Here is a 25,142-nt window from a genome sequence, read left to right as displayed (position 1 = left end):
CGATACTCCGGTTCTTACTTGCTGCTGGACGTCAGGGACGAGAACTGCTGCGTCAGGTAGCTGCTGGTCTGGTTCATCTGCGAAACCAGCAGATCCAGCTGCGTGAACTGGGCGCGGTAGCGGTCCATCGTTGCGGTGATGCGGTCCTGCGTGTCGCTGTACTTGGTTTCCAGGCCCTTCAGCGTCGTGGTCAGGCTGTCGGTGGCCGCGGTCAGCGCGCCGCCGGTGGCGTTCAGCCCGTCGACGTAGTCGGTGATGGTCTTGCCCATGCCCGACGCGCCGTTGGTGCCCGAGAAGAAGGCGGTCATGCCGGTGAGGTTGTTGGCGATGGCCTTCGTCAGCTTGTCGTCGTCAACCTTCAGCGAGCCCGAGTTCGAGGAATCGAGGCTGAACTCGACGCCCATGTCGGACAGCGTGACCATGCCGCCCTTGCCGTCGGACATCGGGGTGGTCAGCATCGAGCGCATCTGCGTCTGGATGTTGCGCAGCGTGCCGTCACCGTTCAGGGCGCCCTTGGTGCCGGCGTCGGTGTCGAAGGCCGTCAGCGTCTTGGCGGCCGACAGCACGTTGTTGTAGGCGGTGACAAAGCCCTGCACGGCGCTCTTGATCGACGCATCGTCGCGCGTCACGCTCATGCTGGTGGTGCCGGTACCCGTCAGCGTCAGGGTCACGCCCTGGGCGGCCTCGGCCACGGTGTTGCTCTGGCTCGTGATGTCGATGCCGTTGATCGTCAGCGCGGCGTCGGCAGCCTTGACCTTCTCCTGCATGCCGCTCGGCTGCGTGGCCAGGGCCGGATCGTAGCCGACGATGCCGTTCACGGCGCTGTTATCGGCCGAAACGCGCATTTGCGACTGCGTACCGGTCTTGTCCGACGTCAGCACCAGGCGGTAGGGCGTGCCGCTGCCGTCGTTGATGATGCTGGCCGTCACGCCGATGCCGGCCTTGTTGATCGAGTCGCGGATGCCTTGCAGCGACGTGTCCGAGCCGATCGTCACGGTCTTGGTGCTGGTCGGCGTGCCGCCGGTGGCCAGGTCTGCGCCAAAGTCGACCGTGATCGTGCCGCCGCCGACGGCGGCGGTCTGGTCTGCCACCTGCTTCGACACCAGGCTCTGGGCCTGGGCCAGCGAGGTCACGTTGATGGTGTAGCTGCCTGCCACGGCGTTGGCGGCGGTGGTGGCGGACAGCACGCTGCCGCTGCCGACCGATGCCTTCACGGCGCCGAACGTCGAAGCGGTGGCCAGGGTCTTGGCGGCGGCCGAGTAGGCGTCCAGCACGCTCTTGATGGTGCCGTAGCCGCTCAGCTTGGACTGGAAGCTGGTGGCCTGGGTGTTGATCTGGTCCAGCGCGGTGTTTTCGTTGGTCTGGATCTTGTCGAGCAGATCCTGCAGCTGGAGATTGGAGCCGATACCGATGGAGGAGATACCTGACATTTTTTTCTACCTGTTGTTATCGCTTCAACTGATTGGGCTTGCGGTGAATCAGACTGCGTGGCTGACGAACAGCCCCTGGAGCTTGTCGATGGCGCGCGCGAAGCGCAGCACCTCCTCGCTCGGCAACTGGCGAATCAGCTCGCCGGTTTCCTTGTCCACAACCTTGGTGATCACGCGGTGGGTAGTGTCGTCGATCTCGAACCGCAGGCCGATCGACGTGGTCTTGAGCACGTCGACGAGTTCTTCCACGGCGGCTGCCATGTTGCCGGAGCTGCCACCGGAGCCGGCGTGGTTGCCGGTGTCCTGTGCTGTGGCGGCCGGATGCACGGCGCCGGCGACTGTGGCCGGCGCGGCGGGTGCCGGGCTGACAGCCACGGGCTCGGCGGTGATGCGTGCCGTCGGCAGGGATACGGGGGTGGAAGATGCCATGGTCAGCTCCGTCCGGTAGGGCAGGAAAAACTGTACGGTTGAAATGCTTTGCAGGCAGTGGTCTGCCTGCAAAGCACTCCGGCAAAAAAACCGGGCCTTGCGGCCCGGTTTCTTGCGGCGCGGCGATTAACGCAGCAGCGACAGCACGTTTTGCGTGGTCTGGTTCGCTTGCGACAGAACCGACGTACCAGCTTGTTGCAGGATCTGCGCGCGGGTCATGTTCGACACTTCCGTTGCGTAGTCAGCGTCTTCGATGCGCGAACGCGAAGCCGACAGGTTGTTCACCGTCGTGCTCAGGTTGTTGATCGTCGACTCGAAGCGGTTTTGCACAGCGCCCAGGCTCGAACGCAGGTTGTCAACCGTTGCCAGGGCCTTGTCCATCGTGGCCAGCGGGTTGGTCGTGGCAGCTTGCTGGAAGTCCGAAGCTTGCAGCGACGAACCGGTCAGCGTGAAGCCAGCGGTGGAACCCGAAACCGAAGCGTCGGTCGGCTTGACGGCGATGAACATCGTGGTCGACGTGGCGGTACCGTTGCCAGCGAAGCCCTTGGCCGACAGAGCAGCGTCGTCGGCGGCGGTCAGGCCGGTCATGCTCACTTGCACGAACCAGTTGCCGTTCGAGTCGGCAACCACGGATTGCGAGTTCACGGCAGCCGAGGTGTTCAGGCCCAGAGCGCGTTGGATGTCAGCGGCGGCGATACCCGTTGCCGAAGCAGCGGTCACCGGCGTGGCCGAACCCAGGGCGGTTTGAGCAGCAGCCGAACCGATCGAAGCCGTTGCGCCTTGCGGGCCGGCAACGCTGAAGCCAGCAACGCCCAGGGTCTTGGACGTGATTTGCTTCAGGGCGATCGAAATCGTTTCGCTGTCGTTGGCACCAACCTGGATCGACATGTTTTGATCCTTGGCCAGGACCTTCACGCCGTTGAACTGGGTTTGAGCCGACACGCGGTCGATTTCCGACAGACGTTGCTTGATTTCGTCCTGGATCGACTTCAGGTCCGACGCCGAGTTCGTGCCGTTGGCGGCTTGCACCGACAGTTCACGAACGCGTTGCAGGTTGTTGTTGACTTCGCTCAGCGCGCCTTCGGTCGTTTGAGCGATCGAGATACCGTCGTTGGCGTTACGCGAAGCTTGCGTCAGGCCCTTGATGTTGGCGGTGAAGCGGTTGGCGATGGCTTGACCAGCAGCATCGTCCTTGGCGCTGTTGATGCGCAGGCCCGACGACAGACGTTGAATCGCGCTGTTCAGCGACGATTGCGACGTGTTCAGGTTGCTCTGCGTTTGCAGCGACAGAATGTTGGTGTTGATGACTTGCGCCATGGTACGACTCCTATTTGCAATGTTGTAGGCATTCCGGCGGGTGCCGTAACGTTGGCTGCCTGCAGTGCAGGGCGTAGAGTGCCTCCGTTGCAAAGGTTATCGACAGTGGGGGGGAAGACTTTAGAGTGACTTTTGCGCGAGTTGCGGGCGTAGCCCGATCTGGTGTATGGCAGGTGCCGTACGCGGAATGGCCCCCGTTGTGGCCCTCTATATATAGAGAGACGAAGGCGGTGCCGGCGGCGGCCGGCCCCCTGCCCGGCGCGGCGGCCGGGGCCCTCAACGGCGCTTGCGGGTGCGCGGAATGAAGATGCGCACGAAATCCGGCGAGACTTCGGCGTCCAGCATCGCCACGGTGTCGGTTGACGCGTGGGCGGGCGTCACCACGGTGATGGCGCGCTTGTAGATCAGTGTCGGGGTGGGATCCTCGTCGGTACGCCCCAGCAGGATCATGTAATTGTCCGACGCCAGCACGATGCCATTGAGCCGCGTGCCATTCGACAGATGCACGACCACCGCGGCACGGCTGGCGCTGTGCGCGGCGAACTGCAACTGCTGCAGCTTTCTGCTGGGTCTGGGAGCCTTGATTTCCTTCTTCACAACTTCTCCGGAAGAGCCCGCGAGGGTTCTGGCGGCTGACAACGGTCCGATGACCAGGGACTTTGCTTGGCGTCGCACTAAAAGTGACGTTTATGGCAGCCTGATCGCGGCGAGAATTGAAACATTCGCTCTCGGAACCGGTGCAGGGACATGACGACATGATGGCAGCGAACAGGCGCTTCACAAAAGTGATGAGCGCTGCCCCGCTGCCGGATGGGATCGTCTCTGCCAGGAGAGAAGGGGAATACTTCAGGCGGGAGAGTAACAAAGTTTTACAAGCGTTGACGAACCCCCTTGGGGGCTGGGCCTAGAGGATTTGTTCTACTTTATTAATTGCTGACGTATTGTGATTCGTGTAGCACTTGCAGGCTTGACACCGATGGCTCGAATTGACGATCTGCCCGCAACCCGCGCCAGCTAAAGGTTTCCGGGAAGCGTCCGTAATTCATCGATAAGTCCAAAAGTGATTTTGTCAATCACTTTTGACGTTAATGTGCGCCATTCGTTACACCCGCTATGAGGGAAATCCCTGATAGAAGCAGGATTTACACCTCATGTAAGCGGGTTTATATTCGCGGTTCGGGGCCGGGTACAGCCGGTCCCTTCATAGCAGTCCTGAAAGCCTACGAGCACCCCGCGCGTGGGCTTCTTTTTTTTGAGCCCGCATCCTTCGCTGCGATCCGCCGTTGCCAGCGACCGCCTCGCCCACCCATTTGCGGCGGGATCGAAGTGCCTGGGGCAGATTAGACGCCACCCGCTGCACCCTCAATTTGGGGAAGAGCAGCGACTTTCCCCCCCATTTCATTTATTCGCTCAAGTGCAGCGTGCGCCCCGCCGTTACCGGGCCGTGCGACGCCCCTCCTCGGGCGGACGCAGCTCGTACAAATACAACCCGACAGACGAAAGGTACGAAGTCATGGGCTTGCGGAAACTGGGTATTGGCGCGCGGATGTCGCTGGCATTCGCCGTGGTGGTGGTGCTGCTGGCCGTGGTGGCCACGGTGGGTGTCAGGGCGCTGGGCGGCATGAACGATGCGATGCATCAGGCCGTGGAGCAACGGCTGCTGCGAGTGATGGATCTGAAGCTGGCCAAGGAGCAGGTGCTGACGATCGGCATCCTGGTGCGCGACGCCGCCCTGACGGAAGATCCGGCACTGGCAGAGCAGAACGCCGAGAAGGTCGGCAAGATCCGCGAGCAGGTCAGTGCCACGCTCGAAAGCCTGGGCAAGGTACTGCGGGCGTCGTCCAACCCGGATTCCAACGCGAGGTTCGAGGAATTGACCAAGGTGCGCGCCAATTACAACGGCCAGCTCGACCTTGTCTTGCAGCAGCTGCGCAGCGGCGCCTTCGACGGTGCCCGCGCCGGGTTGGTCGTGACGCTGCCGGCCGCCCAGGCGGCGTATTTTGAAAGCCTCGATGCCGCGGCCGAACTGGGCCGCAAGATGGCCATGGCGGCCGTCGAAGAGGCTTCGGCGCAGTATGTATTCACGCGCAACGTGCTGATTGGCATGTCGGCGGCGGCCGCCGTCATCGCCACGCTGCTGGGCATTGGGCTGGCGCGCTCGGTGACACGTCCCGCCCACCAGGCACTGGATGCGGCCGAGGCGCTGGCGCAAGGCCAGTTGGGCCATGCGATCGAGGTGCGCAGCCAGGACGAAATGGGCCGCATGCTTGGCGCGCTGGAGCGCGCCTTCGGCCAGCTGGGCACGCTGGTGCGCGGCATCCAGCAGGCGGCCGGATCGATCGATACCGCCGCCCGCGAAATCGCCACCGGCAACACCGATCTGTCGCAACGTACCGAAGAGCAGGCGGCTTCGCTGGAGCAGACCGCCGCATCGATGGAGCAACTGACGTCGACCGTGCGCCAGAACGCCGAGAACGCGCGACAGGCCAACCAGCTTGCCGTCAACGCGTCGGACGTGGCCACCGAAGGCGGCCGCGCGGTGCGCAGCGTGGTGGATACGATGGACGGCATCTCGAAGTCGTCGGCCCGCGTGTCGGAAATCATCGGCGTGATCGAGGGCATTGCATTCCAGACCAACATCCTGGCCCTGAACGCCGCCGTGGAAGCGGCGCGGGCGGGTGAGCAGGGGCGTGGCTTCAGCGTGGTGGCGGCCGAAGTCCGCAGCCTGGCGCAGCGGTCGTCGTCGGCGGCCAAGGAAATCGGTGAGCTGATCAACGGATCGGTGCGCCAGGTGCAGGACGGCGCCAAACAGGTGGAAGTGGCCGGCAAGACGATGGACGACATCGTGACCGCCGTGCGCCGCGTGACCGACATCATGGGCGAGATTTCGTCCGCCAGCGAAGAGCAGACCGCCGGCATCGAGCAGGTCAGCCTGGCGATCACGCAAATGGAAAGCGTGACGCAGCAGAATGCCGCGCTGGTGGAAGAAGCCAGTGCCGCCGCCGAAAGCCTGCTGCAGCAGGCCGGCGGCCTGGTGACCGAAGTGGCGCGTTTCGATCTGGGGCAGGGCGGCCGGGAATCGGCCGAACGCTACAGCGAACGTCCTGTGGCGCCGCGCGCAGCCGTGATGGAAACCGTCAGGCTCGCCCGCGCCATTGCTGCAAAGCCGGTCCGGGCACTGCCCGCGCCCGCCATCAAGCCCGCCACCAAGCCCGTTACAGCGCCCGCCACCGCGCCGGTGAAGCGTACCCGGCCGGCCAAGGCCGCGACCGTGGCCGCAGCGGCGCCGGTGACGGCCCGGGCCTCGGCCTCGACCCCGACGCGTGTCGCCGCCGTGCCCGCCGCTGTCCGGCCGCCCGTGCAGCGCAAGGCCAAGGCCGACCCCGTGCTGTCGCGCCAGACTGCCAAGCCGGCCGCACCGCGCCCGCCAGTCACGCATCAGCGCAAGGAACCCGTGCTGGCCACGCCGGCCCGCCGTCGTCCTGCCGCCGCGCCAACCCCGGCAGCAGCCGATAGCGGCGACTGGGAAACGTTCTAACGCGGATGCCTGTGCGGCGGGGCGGTGTCCGGGGCGGAGCCAGCCACGGGCATGGCAGCCCCGGATGACGGCCTGCCGCGATTTATCGTCAGTCAAGTGACGATGGTGTCTCTTTTTGGCCGTGAAACAGGTTTAAAAAACCGGTGTTGAAAGGGAATCGACAAGCGCGGTTTTCAGCAGTCGCCTAAAATGGCCGGTCTCCTTCACCCGACAGAAGAGCAGCGAAGCCCGTCCGGGCCTTCATCTGCCAGCCAGGCCACACCATGTCCGCAGCGCCCTCATCCCGGCTTTCTCCCGACGCTCCCCCGGCTGACGTCCCCGTCATGCAGGTCATCTTTGGCCTGATGCTGGCCATTCTGCTCGGCGCGCTCGAACAGTCGATCGTGGCCGTGGTGCTGCCCGAGATCGCGCTGCAGCTCAACGGCTTCGAGGACATGGCCTGGGTGATTTCCGCCTACCTGGTGGCGTCGACGGTGGTGACGCCCATCTACGGCAAGCTGTCCGATGTGCTGGGGCGCCGCTCGGTGCTGACGTTCGCCATCGTGCTGTTCCTGCTGGCATCCATCGCCTGCGCGCTGGCCACGACCATGCCGATGCTGATCGTCGCGCGCATCTTGCAGGGTCTGGGCGGCGGCGGGCTGATCTCGGTGTCGCAGGCCACCATCGCCGACGTGGTGCCGCTGCGCGAACGTGGCAAATACCAGGGGTATGTCAGCGGCGTGTGGGCCGTGGCCAGCATGGCCGGGCCGGTGATCGGCGGCTACCTGGCGCACTTTCTGTCGTGGCGCTGGATTTTCTGGATCAACATCCCGCTGGCCCTGATCGCGCTGGTTGTGGTGCGTCGCGCGCTGCGCCATCTGCCAGTCAGCGGCCGCAAGCACAAGATCGACTACCTGGGCGCGCTGCTGTTCGGCGGCGGGCTGTCGGGCGTGCTGGTGTTCCTGACCCGCCTGGGGCAGGGCCATTCGCCGCTGGAGCTGCACACCATCGGCCTGCTGGCGGTGGGCCTGATCGGCCTGCTGCTGTTCCTGTGGCAGGAGCGCCGCGCCACCGATCCGGTGATTCCGCTTGGCATGCTGGGCGTGCCCACCGTGGCCATCTGCTGCCTGACGCTGTTCCTGTGCTTCTTTCAGCTGATCGCGATGTCGGTGCTGTTGCCGCTGCGCTTTCAGGTCGTGGGCGGCGCGGCTGCCGACACGGCCGCGCTGCGGCTGGTGCCGCTGACGCTGGCGATTCCGTTCGGTGCCTATATCTCGGGCCGGCTGATGTCGTGGAGCGGCCGTTACAAGCCGCTGCAGATGACGGGCTGCCTGGTGGCGCCCGTGGCCATCGTGGCGCTGGCGTTCACGCCGCCGCAATCGGTGACGCTGGCGGCGCTGGTGATGATTGTGCTGGGCCTGTCGATCGGCCTGCAACTGCCCAGCGGGCTGGTGGCGACGCAGAACTCCGTACCGCCGCAGCAGGTGGGTATCGCAACGGCGCTGACGGCGTTCTCGCGGCTGCTGGGCGGGGCCGTCGGGGTGGCCGTGCTCACCACGGTGCTGATCGCGTTGCTGCGCCATAGCGGCGTGGCCGTATCGGACATGAGCGGTGGCGAGGATGTGCTGATGAGCATGTTCCGCCGCGCGATGTCGGGCGGCGACCAGGCCGACGCGGCTGCGGTGCGCGTGGCCGCCGAGCGCGCGTTCCGCGTGCTGTTCCTGATGAGCGCGGCGGTGTCGCTGATCGCGCCGTTCTTTGTGGTCCGCCTGAAGGAAACGACGCTGCGCGGCAGCCCGGCTGCGGCGGCCAAGGCAGCGGCCACGGCGGAGTAGGTTCGGGTTGGTTTTCGCCTCTCCCGATGAAATGGGGAGAGGCCAGGGAAGAGGGGCCAGGGAAACGGGGCCAGGGAAGCGGACTGGCGGCTTGATCTGCCACTTCGGCAAGCAGAAACGCCCCCAACCCCTCTCCCATGCGGGAGAGCGGAGCTAAACAGCAGGTTGGGCCGCCACCCGTCTCCGGGCACGTGCCGCCAGCCCCGGGCCCAGCGCCCAGCGCAGCGTCGGCGCCAGGCCGCGCATGCCGGCCAGCGCCAGCGAGCGGCGCAGCGACGGGCGGTGCAGGTCGAGCATCTGCCGCGCCCAGGGCGGCAGCAGGGCCACGCCCGCATCGGCCATGGTCCGCACGGCCGGCACCAGCAGCGGGTTGGCCACCGGCATTGCCATGATCAGCCGGACCACTTCCTTCGTACGTTCACTGTTCACCAGGCCAGGGCGCTGCGCTTCCAGATAGGCGTCGACCTGCGCGCGCGAGCGCGGCACGTCCGGTGCGCCCAGCAGGGCCGCCACCGTGGCTTCCTCCGCGAAGTACCGGTCCTGTTCCGCCACGGACAGCGGACCCACGTAGCGGAGGTATCCCGCCATGAAGCTCGATACCTCCGCCACATGCACCCACGTCAGCAGGTCGGGGTCGTCGGCCGCATAGGGCTGGCCATCGGGTGCCGTGCCCTGGATCGCCGCATGGATGCGCCGCACGCGTTCGATCAGCTGCATGGCATCGGCCCGGCTGCCATAGGTGGTGCCGGCGATGAACTGCGCGGTGCGGCCCAGGCGGCCCTGCATGTCGGTGCGGAAGGTGGAGTGATCCCACACGCCGGCCAGCGCGCGCGGGTGCAGCGCCTGCAGCAGCAGCGCGCTGACGCCGCCGGCCAGCATCGCCGGAAAGTCGGCATGCACGCGCCAGCAGACGGCGTCCGGGCCGAACAGGCCGGGGTCGCCGGGTGGATTGTCGTAGTCGAGCGTCAGCCCGGAATTGCTGCGCGTGAGCGCGCGAACCTGATTGCCCGCGTGGCTGCGCAGGCGACGCAGCAGCGGACCGGTGGTGGCGCCCGCAGGCGTACGGTGAGTGGGGTCGGGCGAGGCGGACAAGGTACGAAACGAAAAAAGCGGGTGTTGTCTGGCTGTCGCCAGCATACACCCGCCGTGCCGCCGCGCCGTCACCCCCGAAGGCGACGGATGGTCGTCAGTCGTAGCGCAGGTCGGTGGCCTTGCCCCAGAACACGCGGTAGGCGTAGGCCGTATAGCCCAGGATCGTCGGCAGCACCACCGCCGCGCCCAGCAGGATCACCATCAGCGATTCCGGCGCGCTGGCCGCTTGCCAGATGTCGATGCGATCGACCACCAGGTACGGAAAGAGGCTGTAGGCCAGGCCGTTGAACGCCAGCAGGAAGATCACGGCCGTGCCCGCGAACGGCACCCAGCACCAGCGGTCGTTGCCGTTGGCGTGCAGGTTGCGCATGCGGCGCAGGAACCGCTCGATCACCACGAACAGCCCCATCGTCAGCAACGGAATCGGCGCCAGCATGATGATGTTCGGCAGCGCAAACCACTTGTCGAAGATGCGCGTGCTGACCATCGGCGTGACCACGGAGATCGCCGCCACGCCAGCCGCTGTCAGCCACAGGCTGCGCCGGGCCCAGTAGATGGCACGCAACTGCAGGCTGCCCGTGGTCTTCATGATCAGCCACGTGGCACCCAGCAGGCAGTAGCCGGCCACCAGGCACAGCCCCACGGCCACGGCAAACAGCAGGTTGGGCAGGTCGTAGCGGAAGCCCGTGATATAGAGCCCGAGCATCAGCCCTTGCGAGAAGCTGGCCAGCAGCGAGCCCGCGTAGAACGCGAAGTTCCACCACGGCTTATGCGGATCGCGCGCCTTGACGCGGAAGTCGAACGCCACGCCGCGGATGATCAGCCCCGCCAACATCAACGCCACGGGCAGGTACAGGTTGGTCAGGATGACGCCATGCGCCAGCGGAAACGCCGTCAGCAGCAGCCCCACCCCCAGCACCAGCCAGGTTTCGTTGGCATCCCAGAACGGGCCGATCGACGCGATCATGGTGTCCTTGTCGGCATCGTCGGCGCGGCGCAGCAGCACGCCCACGCCCAGGTCGTAACCGTCGAGGATCACGTAGATCAGCATCGACAGGCCCATCAGCGCCAGGAACACCAGCGGCAGCCAGCCGGCCGGCTGGGTCAGGTCGTGAATCGTGGCCGGGTTCATTGCGCGCTCCTGGGTTGGCCGATGATGGCTTGCGGCGTCCCGACGGCGGGGCCGGATGCGTCGGTTTTGCCCGCCTTGCGGGCCAGGTGGAAGACCACGGAGATGTAGGCCACGATCAGCGCCAGATACAGCGATAGGTACATGGCCAGGGTGCTTCCGATCATGGCGGCGGGCACCTTGGAGGCAGCCTGCGCGGTCGTCAGCACGCCATAGACCAGATAGGGCTGCCGGCCGATCTCGGTGACATACCAGCCCGCCACCAGCGCGATCCAGCCGGAAAACGTCATCGCCACCAGCACGCGAGCCAGCCATGGCGACGGCGCGCCTTGCCGGCGGATCTGCCAGGTGCCCAGCCACGACACGGCCAGCATCAGCAGGCCCACGCCCACCATGATGCGGAATGCGAAGAACAGCGGCGCCACGGGCGGATGCCGATCGCCGAAGGCGTCGATGCCCTTGATTTCGCCATCGGCCTTGTGGGTCAGGTAGATCGACGCCAGCTTGGGAATCGCGATCTCGAAATCGTTCGACTGCGTGGCGGCGTTGGGCAGCCCGAACAGCACGGCCGGCGCGCCTTTTTCGGTCTTCCAGATGCCTTCCATGGCCGCGATCTTGGCCGGCTGATGATGCAGCGTGTTCAGGCCGTGCAGGTCGCCAGCCACGATCTGCAGCGGAATCAGCAACGCCGCCAGCGTCACGCCGGTGCGCAGCGAGTGCATGACTTCGCGGGTCCGGTCACCGCGCAGCCAGCGATAGGCCGAGATGCCAGCCAGGAGGAAGGCCACGGTCAGGCCCGACGCCAGCAGCATGTGCACGAGCCGGTAGGGGAACGACGGGTTGAAGATGACTTCGAGCCAGCTGATGACGTGCGCGCGGCCGTCGATCATCTCGAAGCCGGCTGGGGTTTGCATCCACGAGTTCAGCGCCAGGATCCAGAACGCCGACAGCGTGGTGCCGCCGGCCACCAGCAGCGTGGCGATCGTGTGCATGCGATTGCCCACGCGCCGCATGCCAAACAGCATGATGCCCAGGAAGGTGGCTTCCAGAAAGAACGCCGTCAGCACCTCGTAGGCCAGCAACGGGCCGGCGATATTGCCCACGGTCTCCATGTAGCCGGGCCAGTTAGTGCCGAACTGGAAGCTCATGGTGATGCCGCTGACCACGCCCAGCGCGAACGTCAGCGCGAAAATCTTGACCCAGACGCGGTAGGCGTCCATCCAGCTTTCATCGCCGGTCTTGTTGTAGCGCAGCTTGAAGAACAGCAGCACCCACGCCAGCGAGATGCTGATGGTGGGAAACAGGATGTGGAACGTGATATTCGCGGCGAACTGGATGCGCGCCAGTATCACCGGATCGACACTTGCAAACACGGGTTACTCCTTGCGGGGGCGGGCTGACTTTGCGGGGGTTTTGCTGCCGGCGGCCTTTGCCGGGGCCTTGTCGGCCTTGGCGGTCTTGTCTTTCGCGGCGCCGCCCATGCCGATGGCAGAGGTCAGCCGGTCCTTGACGTCCAGCAGCTTGGTGACGCGCGAGCCCAGGCGCATCAGCTTTTCGAGGGTGGCGACATCGAGCTTCTGCATGTCGCCGAACCACGTGGTGACCAGCAGGATCAGCCCGTACATTTCCTTCATGCGGGCCTGCGCATGCCGGTCTTCATCGGACAGCGGCGTTTCCAGCTGGACTTCGCGCAGCATCGACAGCGTGGGGTCGATCTCGCGCCGGCGACGTTCCTCAGCCAGCGTGCGGAAGATCGCCCAGACATCGTCGGGCGCGGAAAAATACTCGCGGCGGTCGCCGGGCTGGTGCGACAGCTTCACCAGATTCCAGGACTCCAATTCCTTGAGCCCGATACTGACGTTGGAGCGCGAAAACCCGAGTGACTCGGCGATCTCGTCCGCATTCAGGGGGCGTGCGGCGGTAAAGAGGAGGGCATAGATCTGACCAACCGTACGGTTGATCCCCCAGCGACTGCCCATCTCACCGAAGTGGAGGACAAAGCGCTGGACCAGGGGCGAGAGCTGCATTGTCTGTTTTGAACTTTCAGAAATTTGTGAAAGTTTAGAACAAAACTTAAAAACATGCGCGGGGGGGTGGGTGTTATCGGGTGTGGCGGGGTGTCGCAGGTGGGTGTCACACGATCCTGGTCTTGCCGCTGGCGATGGCACTGATGCGGCCCGAATACCTGGTCAAAGATCACTAAAATCTCGGTCCGAAAATTCTCAATTCCACTTCGCAATTTCTTCTGCAACGATAGTCTTTAGGTGCATTCTGGGCGCCATTTGTGCATTGCGGAGGGAAAACCGGGGCAATAAGGGCCGGCTTTTCCGTCTCCGAGTGGCTGGGGGGCACTGATGAGGGCAGCAACGAACTGATGGTGGCCAATAATGGGGGCGCACATGCATCGAGACAAGGAAGGGAGGGCGAGACAAACGGGCTGCAGCCTGTTGATGCTGGCCACGATGGCAGCAGTCCTCGCGATCACGGGCTGTGGCAAGAAGGACGAGTCACCAAAGACGCAGCAGCCAGCGGCACAAGCGCCCGCTCCGGCGCCGGAGTCCAGCGCGGCAGCGCCAGCGCCGGCCAGGGAAAATCCGCCGGTCGCGGCCAATGCACCGGTGGATGCTGCCTCTGCGCCCGCGCTGAATGCCCCCGCATCGTCTGGCAAGAAGCCGAACATCCTGGTCATCTTCGGCGATGACATTGGGCAAACCAACATCAGCGCCTACAGCCAAGGCGTGGTCGGCTACCGTACACCCAATATCGACCGCATTGCCAGCGAAGGGATGATGCTCACCGACTACTACGGCGAGAACAGTTGCACGGCGGGACGTTCCACGTTCATCACCGGTGAAGTTGGCTTGCGTACGGGCTTGCTGAAGGTTGGCATTCCCGGCTCCGCGATCGGCCTGCAGGCGCAGAACGTGACCATCGCCCAAGCGCTCAAGCCACTGGGTTATGCGACGGGGCAATTCGGCAAGAACCACCTTGGAGACCGCAACGAATACCTGCCCACTGCACACGGCTTCGACGAGTTCTTCGGCAACCTCTACCACCTGAATGCGGAAGAGGAGCCTGAGCGCCCCTATTACCCGAAGAACGATACGGCCTGGGTGAAGGCGAACGCCCCTCGCGGTGTTCTCCATTCCTTCGCGGACGGCAAGATAGACGACACTGGCCCTCTGAACCGCAAGCGGATGGAGACGATCGACGACGAAACCACAGCGGCCGCGATCGGCTTTATGGAAAAGCAGGCGAAAGCCGACAAGCCTTTCTTCGTGTGGATGAATACGACGCGCATGCATGCCTTCACGCATGTGCGCGAGTCCATGCAAGGCCAGAGCGGCATGCCAGGCAATGAATACGCCGATGGCATGATCGAGCACGACGGCGATGTGGGCAAGCTGCTCAAATCGCTCGACGATCTGAAGATTGCCGACAACACCATCGTCATCTATACAACGGACAATGGCCCCAATCAGTGGTCATGGCCGGATGCTGCGACCACGCCGTTCAGAAGCGAGAAGGATACCAACTGGGAAGGTGCGTTTCGCGTCCCGGCGATGATCCGGTGGCCGGGCCGGATCAAGCCCGGTACCGTGTCGACGACGATGATCTCCGGGCTCGACTGGTTCCCGACCTTGCTTGCCGCGGCCGGCGATACCGACATCAAGGATCGTTTGCTAAAGGGCGCCAGCATTGGCGGAAAGACCTTCAAGGTGCATCTGGACGGGTACAACTTCCTTCCATACCTGACCGGACAGACGAACACGGGCCCTCGCCAGGACTTCTATTACTTCAACGACGATGGCGTATTGGTTGCGATGCGGCACAACGACTGGAAGTTCGTCTTCTGTGAGCAGCGGCACCCGGGCGGCTTCGAAGTGTGGGCCAACCCGTTCACGTGCTTGCGCGTGCCGAAGGCGTTCAACCTGCGCATGGACCCCTACGAGCGGGCGGACATCGTTTCCGACCAATACTACGACTGGACGGCAAAGAACGCGTACATGATCAGTTATGCATCGTCGCGCGTGGCACCATTCCTCCAAACGTTCAAGGACTATCCGCCCAGCCAGAGACCGGCCAGCTTCACGATCGACCAGATGACCGAAGCGGTGATGCAGTCCATTAATAAGGGCACCAGGCAGTAAAGCCCGTGATGGGGTTGGCCGGACACCCTGCGGTCTACCCCATCATTGCGGTCTACCCTCGACTAGCGCGGATACTGTCTGTACTCGTTTCGGCACGCCCGTCACGATCGTCGCAACCGCGATGGCTAGCACGACGGCCGCCCCGATGAACACACCAGCCGCGCCGTTTGCGTCAAACACGACGCCGCCTGCCGCTGCACCGGTCGCGATCGCAAGCTGCACGGCCGCGACGATCAGGCCGCCCGCGCTCTCGGCTTCATCGGGTACGGTGCGCGTGACCCAAGTCGACCATGCGACCGGCACGCCGCCAAATGCCATCCCCCAAAGCGCTACGAGCACCGCGTCGATCATTGGTGCACGGCCGAGCGCTACGAGCCCGATGCCGAGCACGACCATCAGCGCTGGCATTGCAATCAGCATCGGCCGCAGCCGGTGTTCAAGCACGCGGCCGGCGAGCGACGTGCCGACGAAGTTCGCGACCCCGTAGCCGAGCAGGATCGCCGACAGCCCGTTGACTCCGACGCCTGCGACCTGTTCGAGGAACGGCCGCAGGTACGTGAAGAACGCAAAATGTCCGGTGAATACGAGCGTCGTCGCGAACATTCCGAGGCCGACGGTCGGTCGATGCAGCACGTCGATCAACGTGCGCAGACGCGTCGTTCCGCTCGGCGGCATCGACGGCAGCGTGGCGACCTGCGACAGAAACGCGACGCCGCCAAGCGCCGCTGCTAACAGGAACACGTTGCGCCAGCCGATCAGGTGGCCGAAATAGCTGCCGAGCGGGGCAGCGGCGATCGTCGCGACAGCCACGCCGCTGAAGATGATCGACAGCGCGCGCGGCACCATCGCAGCGGGCACGAGCCGCATCGCGGTGGCCGTCGCCATCGTCCAGAAGCCTCCAAGCGCGATGCCGAGCACAACGCGACCAACCAGAATCATTGTGAGGTCGGTCGCAAACGCAACGGCGAGATTCGATGCGACTAATAGCACCGAAAATGCGAGCAGCACGCGCCGCCGGTCGATTGTACGCGTCGCGGCAGCGGTCAGCAGGCTCGTGATGAGCGCGACCATTGCGGTGGCCGTCACTGTTTGCCCGGCGACACCTTCGGTCACACCGAGGCTGTCGGCCATCGGCGTGAGCAGGCTCGCGGGCAGGAATTCGGCTGTGACGAGGCCGAACACGCCAAGCGACATGGCGAAGACCGCGCCCCAGGCGGGTTCGCTGGGAGCCGCTAGCGAAGCGGCGTTGGAAATTCCGGGATTCATGCGTGGTGGTTCCATGTCAGGAAAAGTCGGGAAAAGTGCCAATGACGGCATATCGTAAGCGGCGATGGTCGGACGGTATATGACATACAATCCGCAATCATTGATCAATCGTCCGGATCCAATGTCCGCTTCCCTTCCTGTTCCCGACGTGCGCGACCTCGTCAGCGAGTTGCTGCTGGGGATGCGCCTGAGCGGCGTCCAATATCGCCGCATCCAGGTCCTGCGCCCGTTCGGGTTGAGCTTCGGTCACGTCCCGGGACGCGCGCAGTTCCATTTTGTCGGGCGCGGCCCCGTCCTGCTGCGCGACGCGGCTGGCGCGACGATGAGGCTTGAAACCGGTGACGCGATCCTGTTGCCGCACGGCAGCATGCATTCACTTGTGTCCGATCCAGACGCGGCGTGCCGCCCCATCAGTGCCTTCGAGACCGCGAAAATCTGCGACTCGGTCGCGTCGGTCGGTGCGCCACCGTCGTGCGCGAGCTCCGATTCGACGGTCGGCGACGCGCTGATCTTCAGCGGGTGCATGGAGTTTGATCTTGGCGGCATGCAGCCGCTGGTCGGCACGATGCCGGAGTTCATGCACGTCGGCACACTGCTCGCGCGTTACCCCGAAATCCGCCCGATGCTCGATGCGATGGAGCGCGAATCCTGCTCGGAGCGCGCAGGATTCGCGGGGATCCTCGCGCGGCTCGCGGACGTAGTCGCCTCGTTCATCGTCCGCGGCTGGGTCGAGTGCGGCTGTGGTGACGCAACGGGTTGGGTGCAAGCGCTGCTCGATCCGAAGCTCGGCCGCGCGATCGTCGCGCTGCATCGCGATCCGGGCCGAATCTGGAGCGTCGCGGAATTGGCCGTCGAAGCGGGCGTGTCGCGTTCGGTGTTTGCCGAGCGATTTCTCGCGGCGACTGGGATGACGCCCGTGCGCTACCTGACCGAGCTGAGGATGCGACTCGCCGCGCAATGGATCGCACGCGACCGGGAGGCGATCGAATCCGTCGCGTACCGGCTCGGCTACGGGTCGCTCGCTGCGTTCAGCCGCGCATTTAAGCGGGTGGTCGGACGGCCACCAGGGGCGGTGCGCGCGGAGGTTGACGCGGCTTACGCCACCCGGGCTGTGCCGTAAGCTGGTCGGGTTTGGATTAATGCAACAGGAGATATTTCTCGATCCGTGAATCGGGGAAGAACCAGAATGCCGCCATGGCAATCAGCATCAGCGTTGCGGCGGTGGTGCTGAAAAAACTCACGCCAACCGTCAACGCATACACGACCAGCGACAGCCTGCCCTTCAGATCCTTGCCGATGGTGCCTGCGAGCGAAGAATCCTTACCCTGCGTGGCGATGATGACGCGCTCCAGAATCCAGTAGGCAATCGCGCACATGAACAGCACGAAGGCGTAGAGTGCCGTCGGAATCGCCGAGAAATCCGATTTGCCCGTCCAGGTGGTGGTGATCGGGATCATCGTCAGCCAGAACAACAGATGCAGATTTGCCCACATCACCTTGCCGTTGATGCCGCGCACCAGCTGGAACAGGTGGTGATGGTTGTTCCAGTAAATGCCGACGTAAATGAAACTCAGCACGTAGCCAAAAAAATGCGGGGCCTCCGAACGCAGGCCATTCCAGTTGAATTCCGTTGGAAACTGGATCTGATAGAGCATCAGCGTCAGGCTGACGCCAATCACACCATCGCTGAACGATTCGAGCCGGCTTTTGTTGATAGTCATGAACGCGCTCACACGAACTGATTGCGGAAGGACAGGCTGGCCAGATACGCGATGATCACGATAAACGGCAGCACGCTCCAGAAACCGATCTGCATATAGAGCACGGCACCGAGGAAAGCACCCAGCACGAAGCCGAGCACGATGCTGCCGCTTTTCAGGACAGCCACCCGATGTTCGCGGATCGGTGCGCGGAGGTAGCTCGACAGATCGATGCCGAATTGCGTCGTGTTGCCGGTCATCATCGTGCTGGGGCTGATGCTCTTGGTCAGTGTCTTGCTCGAGGTATTGCGGATCGCAAGCGCCATCAGGCCCAGACCACCGGCCAACGCGAGCTCGACCGCATTCGGGTCGCTGAACGGAGCGAAATACAACCCCACGCCCATGAATCCCAGCAGGAATATCGCCTCGGCCACGAACAGCCAGCCCAGCGTCTTGTGCGTCTGGCTGCAGCGATCGATCCAGATCTTGGCAACCACCACGGTGGCGATAAACAGCGGAATCGCGCCGAGCTTGATCCACAGCCCCGCTCCGCCCTTCACGAAGGCCGCGCCGGCGAGCACCAGGTTGCCGGTGACGTGGGCGGTAAAGAAGCCGAGCAGCGCGATAAAACCGATGGTGTCGATGGCACCGCCGACTATCGTCAACAGCACCGCGGCGCGACATTGCGCCCAGATGCTGGCGGCGGAAGTGTCGGGACGTTGGGAATCGCTGATGGCCGGCATGTGTTCTTTCTCCAAAAGGCGCCGAAACGTCCAGCGCAAAGTAGTTCAGTTTGTCTGATGTTTCACGCCGCCGCCACCCTTCTCGCTTCGGCGTCGTGTGTGCTGAACTATAAGCATTGAAGCCTGACCACAATCACTCATGTCGCGCACGTGTTATTCAATATTTTTCAACTATAGGATAGGGTGGCATGCACTTGGGCCAGGGGAACAAGCTGAAAAGGTACAAGCTTCCATATGAACGTGCACACCTCACAGATTGCGGTATGAACCTCGTTGAGTCGTCTGACGGGTAGAAACCGAGAGGTGAGCGGTCATCACCCGCATTCTTGGTTAGGGCGCGTAGCTGATTCAGATGAGATCGCGGGCTTCGCGGAGCGCGTGCTTCGACCCGAATACGAATAATTATCACTGCGTGCCGTCGGCGAAACGCCGTCGAGGAGTCTGGAATTTCCTCACACCGTGACGACCTCGTCGAGCCGAGGCGCGCGTTCCGGGATCGGCTTAGCCCAACTCGGCGGCGAGGTAGGCCGCCGTCACGCTGGTGGTGGAGGTAGCGATGATGGTCGGCGAGCCGCTGGCCACGATGCGCCCCCCTTCGTCGCCAGCGCCGGGTCCGATGTCGATGACCCAGTCGGCCTGCGCCACCACGCGCATGTCGTGCTCGACCGTGGTTTCATCAAGCATGTCATCGATTTTGTCGCTGTCGCCGCGCAGGGCGGGGTAGAAGATCTCCTCCTCGATCTGCGCATGGATTGTCAGTTGCTGGCAGGTCTCGGATGCAATCGACTGCTTTTCGGCGTCGGCCTTCGCATCCTCGAAGGCCTTGAAGAGCTTCTTGACGCTGCGGTGATCATCCACCAGCAGGGACAGCGCGGCGCGCTGTTCGACGGGTACTTTGGATTTGTCCATGATGTCTCGTGCTGTGGGGTTGCTTGGGGCGGAGACGGGCCGACAGGTCCGTCCAGCCAAGGCCCAGCAAGACGCATTCCAGCCCTGCGAGGGCCTGGGGACGAATCGAACTACGACATCGTCATGACGACCTTTACACAGCCGCCCTGCTTGTCGCGGAATGTCTTGTACATGTCCGGGCCGTTTTCCAGCGCCACGCGGTGCGTGATGATGAACCTGGGATCAATCTGCCCGTCGAGAATGCATTGCAGCAGGTCATCGGTCCAGCGGTTCACATGGGTCTGTCCCGTGCGGATGGTGAGGCCCTTGTTCATCAGGGCGCCCAGACGGGGCGGCCACTACATGGGTTTGGAAGGCAGGACACTCAGACCGGACGCGCCGCTCGACGTCGTTCGACGTTCACTTCTGAGAACGCCGTTCTCGTCGAATTCCAGCAGGACCATTGACGAGAGGATCTCGCCTCCGGAGAAAAGCGGCCCAATGAACGGGATAAAACTCTCCGGATGCGGGTGGGACGTTGCGAATGAATAGACGAGGATGGTCGATCCGGTTTTCAGCGCGACCACGGATGATGGCGTGCCGAGTTGGCTGGTGACGTCGTCGATGGTGGAAAAGCCGAGCAGGAAGTTCGACAACTGCTCTGGCCTGACGTCGACGCCAGTCGAGACGCAGGCCGCCAACATGGCGCACAGCACGGTTCCCGCGTGAATGAGCTTCATGTCGTCAGTGCCATCGTTTTCCTGGCCCGACCAAGATCCAGCGACCATGGAGCCGGCCCGGCGTCCCACACCTCAAGCATAGAACCTTCGCCAGCGCTTTTTGGGCAGCGTGTATTAGCGCTGCGTCCAGCCTGTCGGGCGAAGGCGGAATGTATCGATTCATCCACCTGCGCGTGCGTTTTGGGCGCCTGCGGGTGTTTTGGACCTCCGGCAGGCAATCGCCTTTGTCCCGCGAGTCACGCTTCTTGCGTCGTTCAGGGCTTTCGGAGCGAGGCTGGAGCGGGCGAGGCAGGCGGCGGATATCGCCGCGCTGATACGCGGCTGAGGCCCCTGCCATCTGCAGCACCAAGCCGTACTTCATGAGCGACCGGGCGGTAATTCCTTCCAGCATCGCGTGTGCATATTGCTCGGGCTGCCGCACGCCCATCGAGCCCGGAAGCCATTCATTCAGAAGTCGGGCCACGGGCCGAAGCGTGTCGGTCCGTGTCGGACCGTGTAGATAACGCGACACGAGGTGGTCGCCATGTACGAAGGTCTGCTGCAAGCAGGTAGTGAGGTGATGTGATGCCAACAATAGTGGCCCGGGTTTGCGGACAGCGACTCGCCATCCATCAGTAATCCCACTGCACCGGCACGAACCGGAAGCCATTACCCTGCTTGGCAATGTGTCCGATGGACGGGAAGGCGACATGCGCCGCGGCGAGCATCGCGCCGGTTTCAGCGGCTTCGTTGAGCAGCGCGATACGCACGTCCACGGCCACTTCGGGTTCGTGCTCGAAGCCGTTTTGCCATTCGGGATGGTCGAAGCCCACCTCGAAGATTGCGTCGCCGACAAACGTCAGCTTCTCGCCGTTCGAGGCGACGTCCACGACGCAGTGCCCCGGCGTATGGCCACCCGTCACACGCGCCGACACGCCCGCCGCAACTTGCACGGTCTGGTCGAACTGCACGACGTTCTCGCGGTAAAGCTCCATGAACCTGGCCGCGGCCTTGCGGAGGGCGGGCGGCACCGTTTCCGGCATCACGGTCTTGCTGAAGTCCGGATTCTTCCAGAATTCCACTTCTGCGCCAGCCACGTGAATGCGTACGTCCGGACGCAGCTTGGCCTTGACGCCATCCACGTTCAGCCCGCCGATGTGGTCCATGTGCATATGCGTGATGACGACATCGGTGATCGCGGCCAGATCGATGCCCGCCGTTTCCAGGCGCATGACCGACCGGCCGGCGCGCGTGAAGTACGCGAACCCGTCGCCCACGCCCGAGTCGATCAGGATCAGGCGATCGCCGCTGCGCACGAGCGCGATATTCAGCGCCCAGTCGAACATGTCACGTTGCAGGAAGCGGCCATCGAACCATTCGTTGCGGTCGGCCTGGCTCACGTTGGTGGACATCGTGGATGTCGGCAGCGGCAGAATGCCATCGCTGATCAGCACGACGTCGACGTCGCCCACGCGCACGGCATAGCGGGAAGACACGAGCTCGCCGGCGTTTTCGTTGCCAAGGTTGGCGGTAACCGGCTGCACATTGCGAGTTGTTTCGCTCATCATCAGTAGTCCTGTCAATTGGGTGGGTAAGCCGCACTGGGCGGCAGCACGGTCCGCTTCGTCGTGCGGACATCCTTCCTCGACCGTCGCGCAATTTGCGTAACCATCGTTGCAACGGATTCTAGGCAGGCGAGGCGAACGGCAGTAGGCTCGCGAAGGCCTTCAGTATGTTGTCGGGTCGACAACAATCGATGGCGGGCAGTCAACGCGTGGCAAGGCTGTCAAAAGCCTGAAGCGGGGTAGAGGCGCGCCGATGCGTGGCAGATTCAGATGGTGTCCATCGCATGCGTGTGGACTGCGGCCTGATTTGGCATCTCGGAAGGCGAAGCCTTGTATCGGGACGCTATCGAGCCCCCAGAGCTGGGTTGGGCGTTAAGCAAAGTTAATCTTTCGCAACGCAAAATTCGCCAATAATGCCTGTTACGCTGCGGCCGGGCTCCCCGCGCCAGGGGTAGGCGCTTGTCCAAAATTTCCTCGCAAATGAGAATGCGTCTCATGTAGAATTGTCACCGAACCGGTACAAATGACAAAAAGTCCGGGCGGAAGAAGGGTCAATGGACGGGTGAACTTTGGTAAGGGGGGGGAACTGTCATGCGTGTTCTGATCGTGGAAGACGATCCGCGGGTGAGTCATTGGCTAAGTTCCAAGCTGCAGCAGAAGGGACATGACTGCCGCCTGACAGACACCGGCGAACATGCGCTGGAGCTGATCCGGGACGAGGCGTTTGACGCTGTACTGTTGGACCGGATGCTGCCCGGTATCGACGGCATTGGCGTGCTGCGCGCATTGGCCGATCACCCGCATCCCCCCGTCATGGTGCTATCTGCCGTGGACCAGCCCAGTGACCGGGTGGCAGGGCTGCGCGCCGGTGCGGGCGACTATCTTGGCAAGCCTTTCGACTTCACCGAACTGCTGTTACGGCTGGAGGGGCTCGCCAAATGGCGGGCCTTGCCGAACGAGGCGGACTGGATCACCCGTCTGGAAGACCTCTGCATCGACTGGCGCGAGCGTCGCGTGTCACGGGGCGGTCAGCCCATCGATCTCACCGAAAAGGAATTTGCACTGCTGCAGGTGCTGGCCGCGAACGCTGGCCGTACGGTCACGCGCGCCATGCTGCTGGAAAAGGTCTGGGGCTACCAGTTTGACCCGCAGACCAACCTGATCGACGTTCATGTCTCGAAGCTGCGCAGCAAGATCGACCGCAATTTCCCGCGGTCACTGCTGCGCACGGTGCGTGCGGTCGGTTATGTCCTGGGCTGAGCGCCTCGCCCACCTGCTGGAGACCCGAACCTTTCGGCATGCCTCGCTGGTCGCCTTCCTTTTCCTGCTGGTAGCGATCGGATCGGTGCTGCTGAGCGCGCACCAGATCGACGTACTGCTGCGCAGCCACGTGCGCGACATGATCCTGGCCGACGTGCGCGCGCAGGAACACAGCCATCATTTTTCCGATGCGAGGCAGCTGGCCGTGGCATTGGCCCGCGAGGACAGCCGCGAACGTGAAGGCAGCAAGTCGCTGGTCCTGTCGCCGTCGGGCGGGCTGCTGTTTGGTGATGCGAAGGTCAGGTCCGCGCTGCAATGCGTGCCGCCGTGCGAACTGCAGTGGCGCAATGTCACGGTGGGCGACACCAGCGCCAGGTTGGCACAGCTTTTCGGCGTGCAGGTGCCGCTGGCGGACGGCGGCGTGTTCTTCAGCGGTTACGACATCCTGCCAATGCGCGAGCGGCTGCGCGTCATTCCGCTGGTGGCCGGGGCCGGACTGTTCGCCGTCCTGTTGTCGAGCCTTGCCATCGGGCTCTATACCAGCGTGCAAAGCATGCGCAGGGTCGACCGCATCCGCAGCGCGCTGCGCCGCTACGTGACCGGCGAGCGCGACGCGACGGTGCCCTGCCGGCGCGATGGCGATGAGTTCGACCTGCTGGGCCAGGACATCAATCACGTGCTGGATCGTGTCAACCGGCTCATGGAAGAGGTCAAGAGCGTGAGCAGCCACCTGGCGCACGAACTGCGCACGCCGCTGACGCGCATGCACAACCGGCTGGCCAATCTGGCAGAGAAAGTCGATGACCCCATGCGCGATGATGTGCTTGGCGCGCTGGAGGAAGGCGAACGCATCCAGCGCATGGTGCGCGCCGTGCTCCGCATCGGCGAAGTGGAAGCGGGCCGCTGCGAGCACGCGTTTGAATGGTTCGAGGTGCGCGGGCTGTTCGACGACCTGGCCGAATACTATGCGCCGCTGGTGTCGATGTCCGGCATGGCGCTGTACATCGAGGCGGAGCCGGGGCGCGAACTCTATGGCGACCGCGCGCTGCTGTTTCAGGCGCTGTCGAACCTGCTGGAAAACGCCATCAAGTACGCACCGGACGGCAAGACGCTGCTGTTGCTGGCGCGCCGTCGTGGCGAAGGCATGGCACTAGGCGTGGCCGACCACGGTCCCGGCATCCCGGCGGATCTGCGCGGTCAGGCCGTGGAGCGCTTTCGTCGTCTGGGCGGTATCTCTGGCGGCACCTCCGGTGGTATCTCGCCATCAGGCAGCGGTCTGGGCCTGGCGCTGGTCAATGCCATCGCCAGGCTTCACGGTGCCCAGCTTTCCCTGGAGGCGCATGAGCCCCAGGGCCTTCTGGCGGTGCTGCTGCTGGACCGTCGGCATTGGAGCGACCGGACAGGTCTCAAGGACGCGCTCAAGACCTAGCGCCATTTCCACCCGCTCGCCCGCCGCGTGGGGGACGGGCGTCGTGCAGGGTCAGACGGTTTCAAACATGTCGGCGAGCAGTTGGCCGAAGCGGTTGTAGGCCGCATTGGCGCCTGCGATCACGGCATCGTGCGTGTGCGCGGCCACGGTGTCGCTGTCCAGCGCTGCGACAAAGTTGCGCCACGCGACGGCGCGTCCTTCGGGATAGGCGGCCAGGTTGCGCGCGCCGAACTCGGCCGACAGTCCCAGCTCATCCTTCGCGGCCTTGAACAGGAATGCCGCGCCCAGCGTCGACCCTTCGGACACGTAGAGCCAGCCCAGTGCTTCGGGCATGGCCACGCCCCGGCTGGCGATCTCACCAACGGGTACCGCCCATTCCAGGTCGGCGAGGTCGGCTTGCGATGCGGCGGCCCGGCCGCGGCTGTCGATGTCCGGCACCGCGGCACGCACGGCCGGGTTTGCGAAGAGATGCTCGATATCGCGCTGGAACAGGAACTGCGCGGCAACAAAGCGCGCGTAGCCGTCGCGGCTGGCAAAGGGCTTGGCCGTTTCCATGAGCCCGTGCATGCGCTCGTGTTGGGCCGCGGTCTCATGCTTGAGTCGGGAAGAGAGCGAAGTGCGGGCTTCCGTGGTGGTGGTCATCGTGAGTGCTTCCGGAATCGAGAAAAGAGG

General features: G+C 63.9%; 21 protein-coding genes and 1 pseudogene. 6 read left to right on the top strand and 16 right to left on the bottom strand.

What is annotated here, in order from left to right:
- Nucleotides 1-14 precede the first annotated feature (14 nt).
- The 4 genes from fliD to CYJ10_RS09665 form a co-directional block, all read right to left on the bottom strand.
- Complete coding sequence (gene fliD, locus CYJ10_RS09680) at nt 15-1,430, bottom strand: flagellar filament capping protein FliD (protein ID WP_101681281.1); 1,416 nt, start codon at nt 1,428-1,430, stop codon at nt 15-17.
- Between the two features lie 48 nt (nt 1,431-1,478).
- A complete protein-coding gene (locus CYJ10_RS09675; RefSeq protein ID WP_101681542.1) occupies nt 1,479-1,859 on the bottom strand; it encodes a flagellar protein FlaG in 381 nt (126 codons plus the stop codon).
- A 126-nt stretch (nt 1,860-1,985) separates the two neighbouring features.
- Nucleotides 1,986-3,176 carry a FliC/FljB family flagellin gene (locus CYJ10_RS09670; protein ID WP_101681280.1) on the bottom strand — a complete coding sequence of 397 codons (1,191 nt, stop codon included), beginning with the start codon at nt 3,174-3,176 and terminating at the stop codon, nt 1,986-1,988.
- A gap of 276 nt (nt 3,177-3,452) precedes the next feature.
- Nucleotides 3,453-3,773, bottom strand: a complete 321-nt coding sequence (locus CYJ10_RS09665; RefSeq protein ID WP_101681279.1) for an RNA chaperone Hfq — start codon at nt 3,771-3,773, stop codon at nt 3,453-3,455.
- 916 nt (nt 3,774-4,689) lie between these two features.
- Here CYJ10_RS09665 and CYJ10_RS09660 point away from each other — a divergent pair.
- The gene (locus tag CYJ10_RS09660; RefSeq protein WP_101681278.1) at nt 4,690-6,714 is read left to right on the top strand and encodes a methyl-accepting chemotaxis protein; all 2,025 of its coding nucleotides are present in this window, start codon (nt 4,690-4,692) and stop codon (nt 6,712-6,714) included.
- 263 nt (nt 6,715-6,977) lie between these two features.
- The gene (locus tag CYJ10_RS09655; RefSeq protein ID WP_101681277.1) at nt 6,978-8,528 is read left to right on the top strand and encodes an MDR family MFS transporter; all 1,551 of its coding nucleotides are present in this window, start codon (nt 6,978-6,980) and stop codon (nt 8,526-8,528) included.
- Between the two features lie 153 nt (nt 8,529-8,681).
- Here CYJ10_RS09655 and CYJ10_RS09650 read toward each other — a convergent pair whose 3' ends face one another.
- From CYJ10_RS09650 to CYJ10_RS09635, 4 genes are read right to left on the bottom strand one after another with little or no spacing between them, the layout of a single operon-like run.
- Complete coding sequence (locus tag CYJ10_RS09650; RefSeq protein ID WP_374703245.1) at nt 8,682-9,665, bottom strand: oxygenase MpaB family protein; 984 nt, start codon at nt 9,663-9,665, stop codon at nt 8,682-8,684.
- 49 nt (nt 9,666-9,714) lie between these two features.
- Nucleotides 9,715-10,752 carry a cytochrome d ubiquinol oxidase subunit II gene (locus CYJ10_RS09645; RefSeq protein ID WP_101681276.1) on the bottom strand — a complete coding sequence of 346 codons (1,038 nt, stop codon included), beginning with the start codon at nt 10,750-10,752 and terminating at the stop codon, nt 9,715-9,717.
- Nucleotides 10,749-12,122, bottom strand: a complete 1,374-nt coding sequence (locus CYJ10_RS09640) for a cytochrome ubiquinol oxidase subunit I (RefSeq protein WP_101681275.1) — start codon at nt 12,120-12,122, stop codon at nt 10,749-10,751. Before CYJ10_RS09640 ends, CYJ10_RS09645 begins: the two co-directional genes overlap by 4 nt.
- A 3-nt stretch (nt 12,123-12,125) precedes the next feature.
- Complete coding sequence (locus CYJ10_RS09635; protein WP_101681274.1) at nt 12,126-12,776, bottom strand: GbsR/MarR family transcriptional regulator; 651 nt, start codon at nt 12,774-12,776, stop codon at nt 12,126-12,128.
- A 423-nt stretch (nt 12,777-13,199) separates the two neighbouring features.
- Here CYJ10_RS09635 and CYJ10_RS09630 point away from each other — a divergent pair, with 423 nt between their 5' ends.
- On the top strand, nt 13,200-14,900 hold the full coding sequence (locus CYJ10_RS09630; RefSeq protein WP_101681273.1) for an arylsulfatase: 1,701 nt from the start codon (nt 13,200-13,202) through the stop codon (nt 14,898-14,900).
- Between the two features lie 42 nt (nt 14,901-14,942).
- Here CYJ10_RS09630 and CYJ10_RS09625 read toward each other — a convergent pair whose 3' ends face one another.
- A complete protein-coding gene (locus CYJ10_RS09625; RefSeq protein ID WP_101681272.1) occupies nt 14,943-16,166 on the bottom strand; it encodes an MFS transporter in 1,224 nt (407 codons plus the stop codon).
- Between the two features lie 79 nt (nt 16,167-16,245).
- Here CYJ10_RS09625 and CYJ10_RS09620 point away from each other — a divergent pair, with 79 nt between their 5' ends.
- Nucleotides 16,246-17,286, top strand: a complete 1,041-nt coding sequence (locus CYJ10_RS09620) for an AraC family transcriptional regulator (RefSeq protein ID WP_101681540.1) — start codon at nt 16,246-16,248, stop codon at nt 17,284-17,286.
- 16 nt (nt 17,287-17,302) lie between these two features.
- Here the strand turns inward: CYJ10_RS09620 and CYJ10_RS09615 are convergent, their stop codons facing one another.
- The 6 genes and pseudogenes from CYJ10_RS09615 to CYJ10_RS09590 form a co-directional block, all read right to left on the bottom strand.
- Entirely contained in the window at nt 17,303-17,887 is a 585-nt protein-coding gene (locus tag CYJ10_RS09615; RefSeq protein WP_101681539.1) for a TMEM175 family protein, read from the bottom strand.
- 8 nt (nt 17,888-17,895) lie between these two features.
- Nucleotides 17,896-18,609 carry a YoaK family protein gene (locus tag CYJ10_RS09610; protein WP_101681271.1) on the bottom strand — a complete coding sequence of 238 codons (714 nt, stop codon included), beginning with the start codon at nt 18,607-18,609 and terminating at the stop codon, nt 17,896-17,898.
- Nucleotides 18,610-19,110: 501 nt separating this feature from the next.
- A complete protein-coding gene (locus CYJ10_RS35090; RefSeq protein WP_101681270.1) occupies nt 19,111-19,518 on the bottom strand; it encodes a hemerythrin domain-containing protein in 408 nt (135 codons plus the stop codon).
- A gap of 110 nt (nt 19,519-19,628) precedes the next feature.
- Nucleotides 19,629-19,841: pseudogene (locus CYJ10_RS09600) on the bottom strand (glutathione-dependent formaldehyde dehydrogenase); the annotation flags it as partial.
- A 15-nt stretch (nt 19,842-19,856) separates the two neighbouring features.
- Entirely contained in the window at nt 19,857-20,237 is a 381-nt protein-coding gene (locus tag CYJ10_RS09595; protein ID WP_101681269.1) for a hypothetical protein, read from the bottom strand.
- 611 nt (nt 20,238-20,848) lie between these two features.
- Entirely contained in the window at nt 20,849-21,781 is a 933-nt protein-coding gene (locus CYJ10_RS09590; RefSeq protein WP_101681538.1) for an MBL fold metallo-hydrolase, read from the bottom strand.
- Nucleotides 21,782-22,372: 591 nt separating this feature from the next.
- Between CYJ10_RS09590 and CYJ10_RS09585 the strand changes: the two genes are divergently transcribed.
- Both CYJ10_RS09585 and CYJ10_RS09580 read left to right on the top strand, forming a co-directional pair.
- Nucleotides 22,373-23,041, top strand: coding sequence for a response regulator transcription factor (locus tag CYJ10_RS09585; protein ID WP_101681268.1), 669 nt, complete (start codon nt 22,373-22,375; stop codon nt 23,039-23,041).
- Complete coding sequence (locus CYJ10_RS09580) at nt 23,028-24,470, top strand: sensor histidine kinase (protein WP_180862880.1); 1,443 nt, start codon at nt 23,028-23,030, stop codon at nt 24,468-24,470. The genes CYJ10_RS09585 and CYJ10_RS09580 overlap by 14 nt, the downstream gene beginning before the upstream one ends.
- 51 nt (nt 24,471-24,521) lie before the next feature.
- Here CYJ10_RS09580 and CYJ10_RS09575 read toward each other — a convergent pair whose 3' ends face one another.
- Nucleotides 24,522-25,112, bottom strand: a complete 591-nt coding sequence (locus tag CYJ10_RS09575) for a biliverdin-producing heme oxygenase (RefSeq protein WP_101681266.1) — start codon at nt 25,110-25,112, stop codon at nt 24,522-24,524.
- Nucleotides 25,113-25,142 lie beyond the last annotated feature (30 nt).

Source organism: Cupriavidus pauculus (genome assembly GCF_002858765.1).
GTDB classification, from domain to species: Bacteria; Pseudomonadota; Gammaproteobacteria; order Burkholderiales; family Burkholderiaceae; genus Cupriavidus; species Cupriavidus pauculus_B.
Note: the sequence above shows the minus strand (reverse complement) of the source record. Positions and strands in the feature narration are given on the sequence as shown.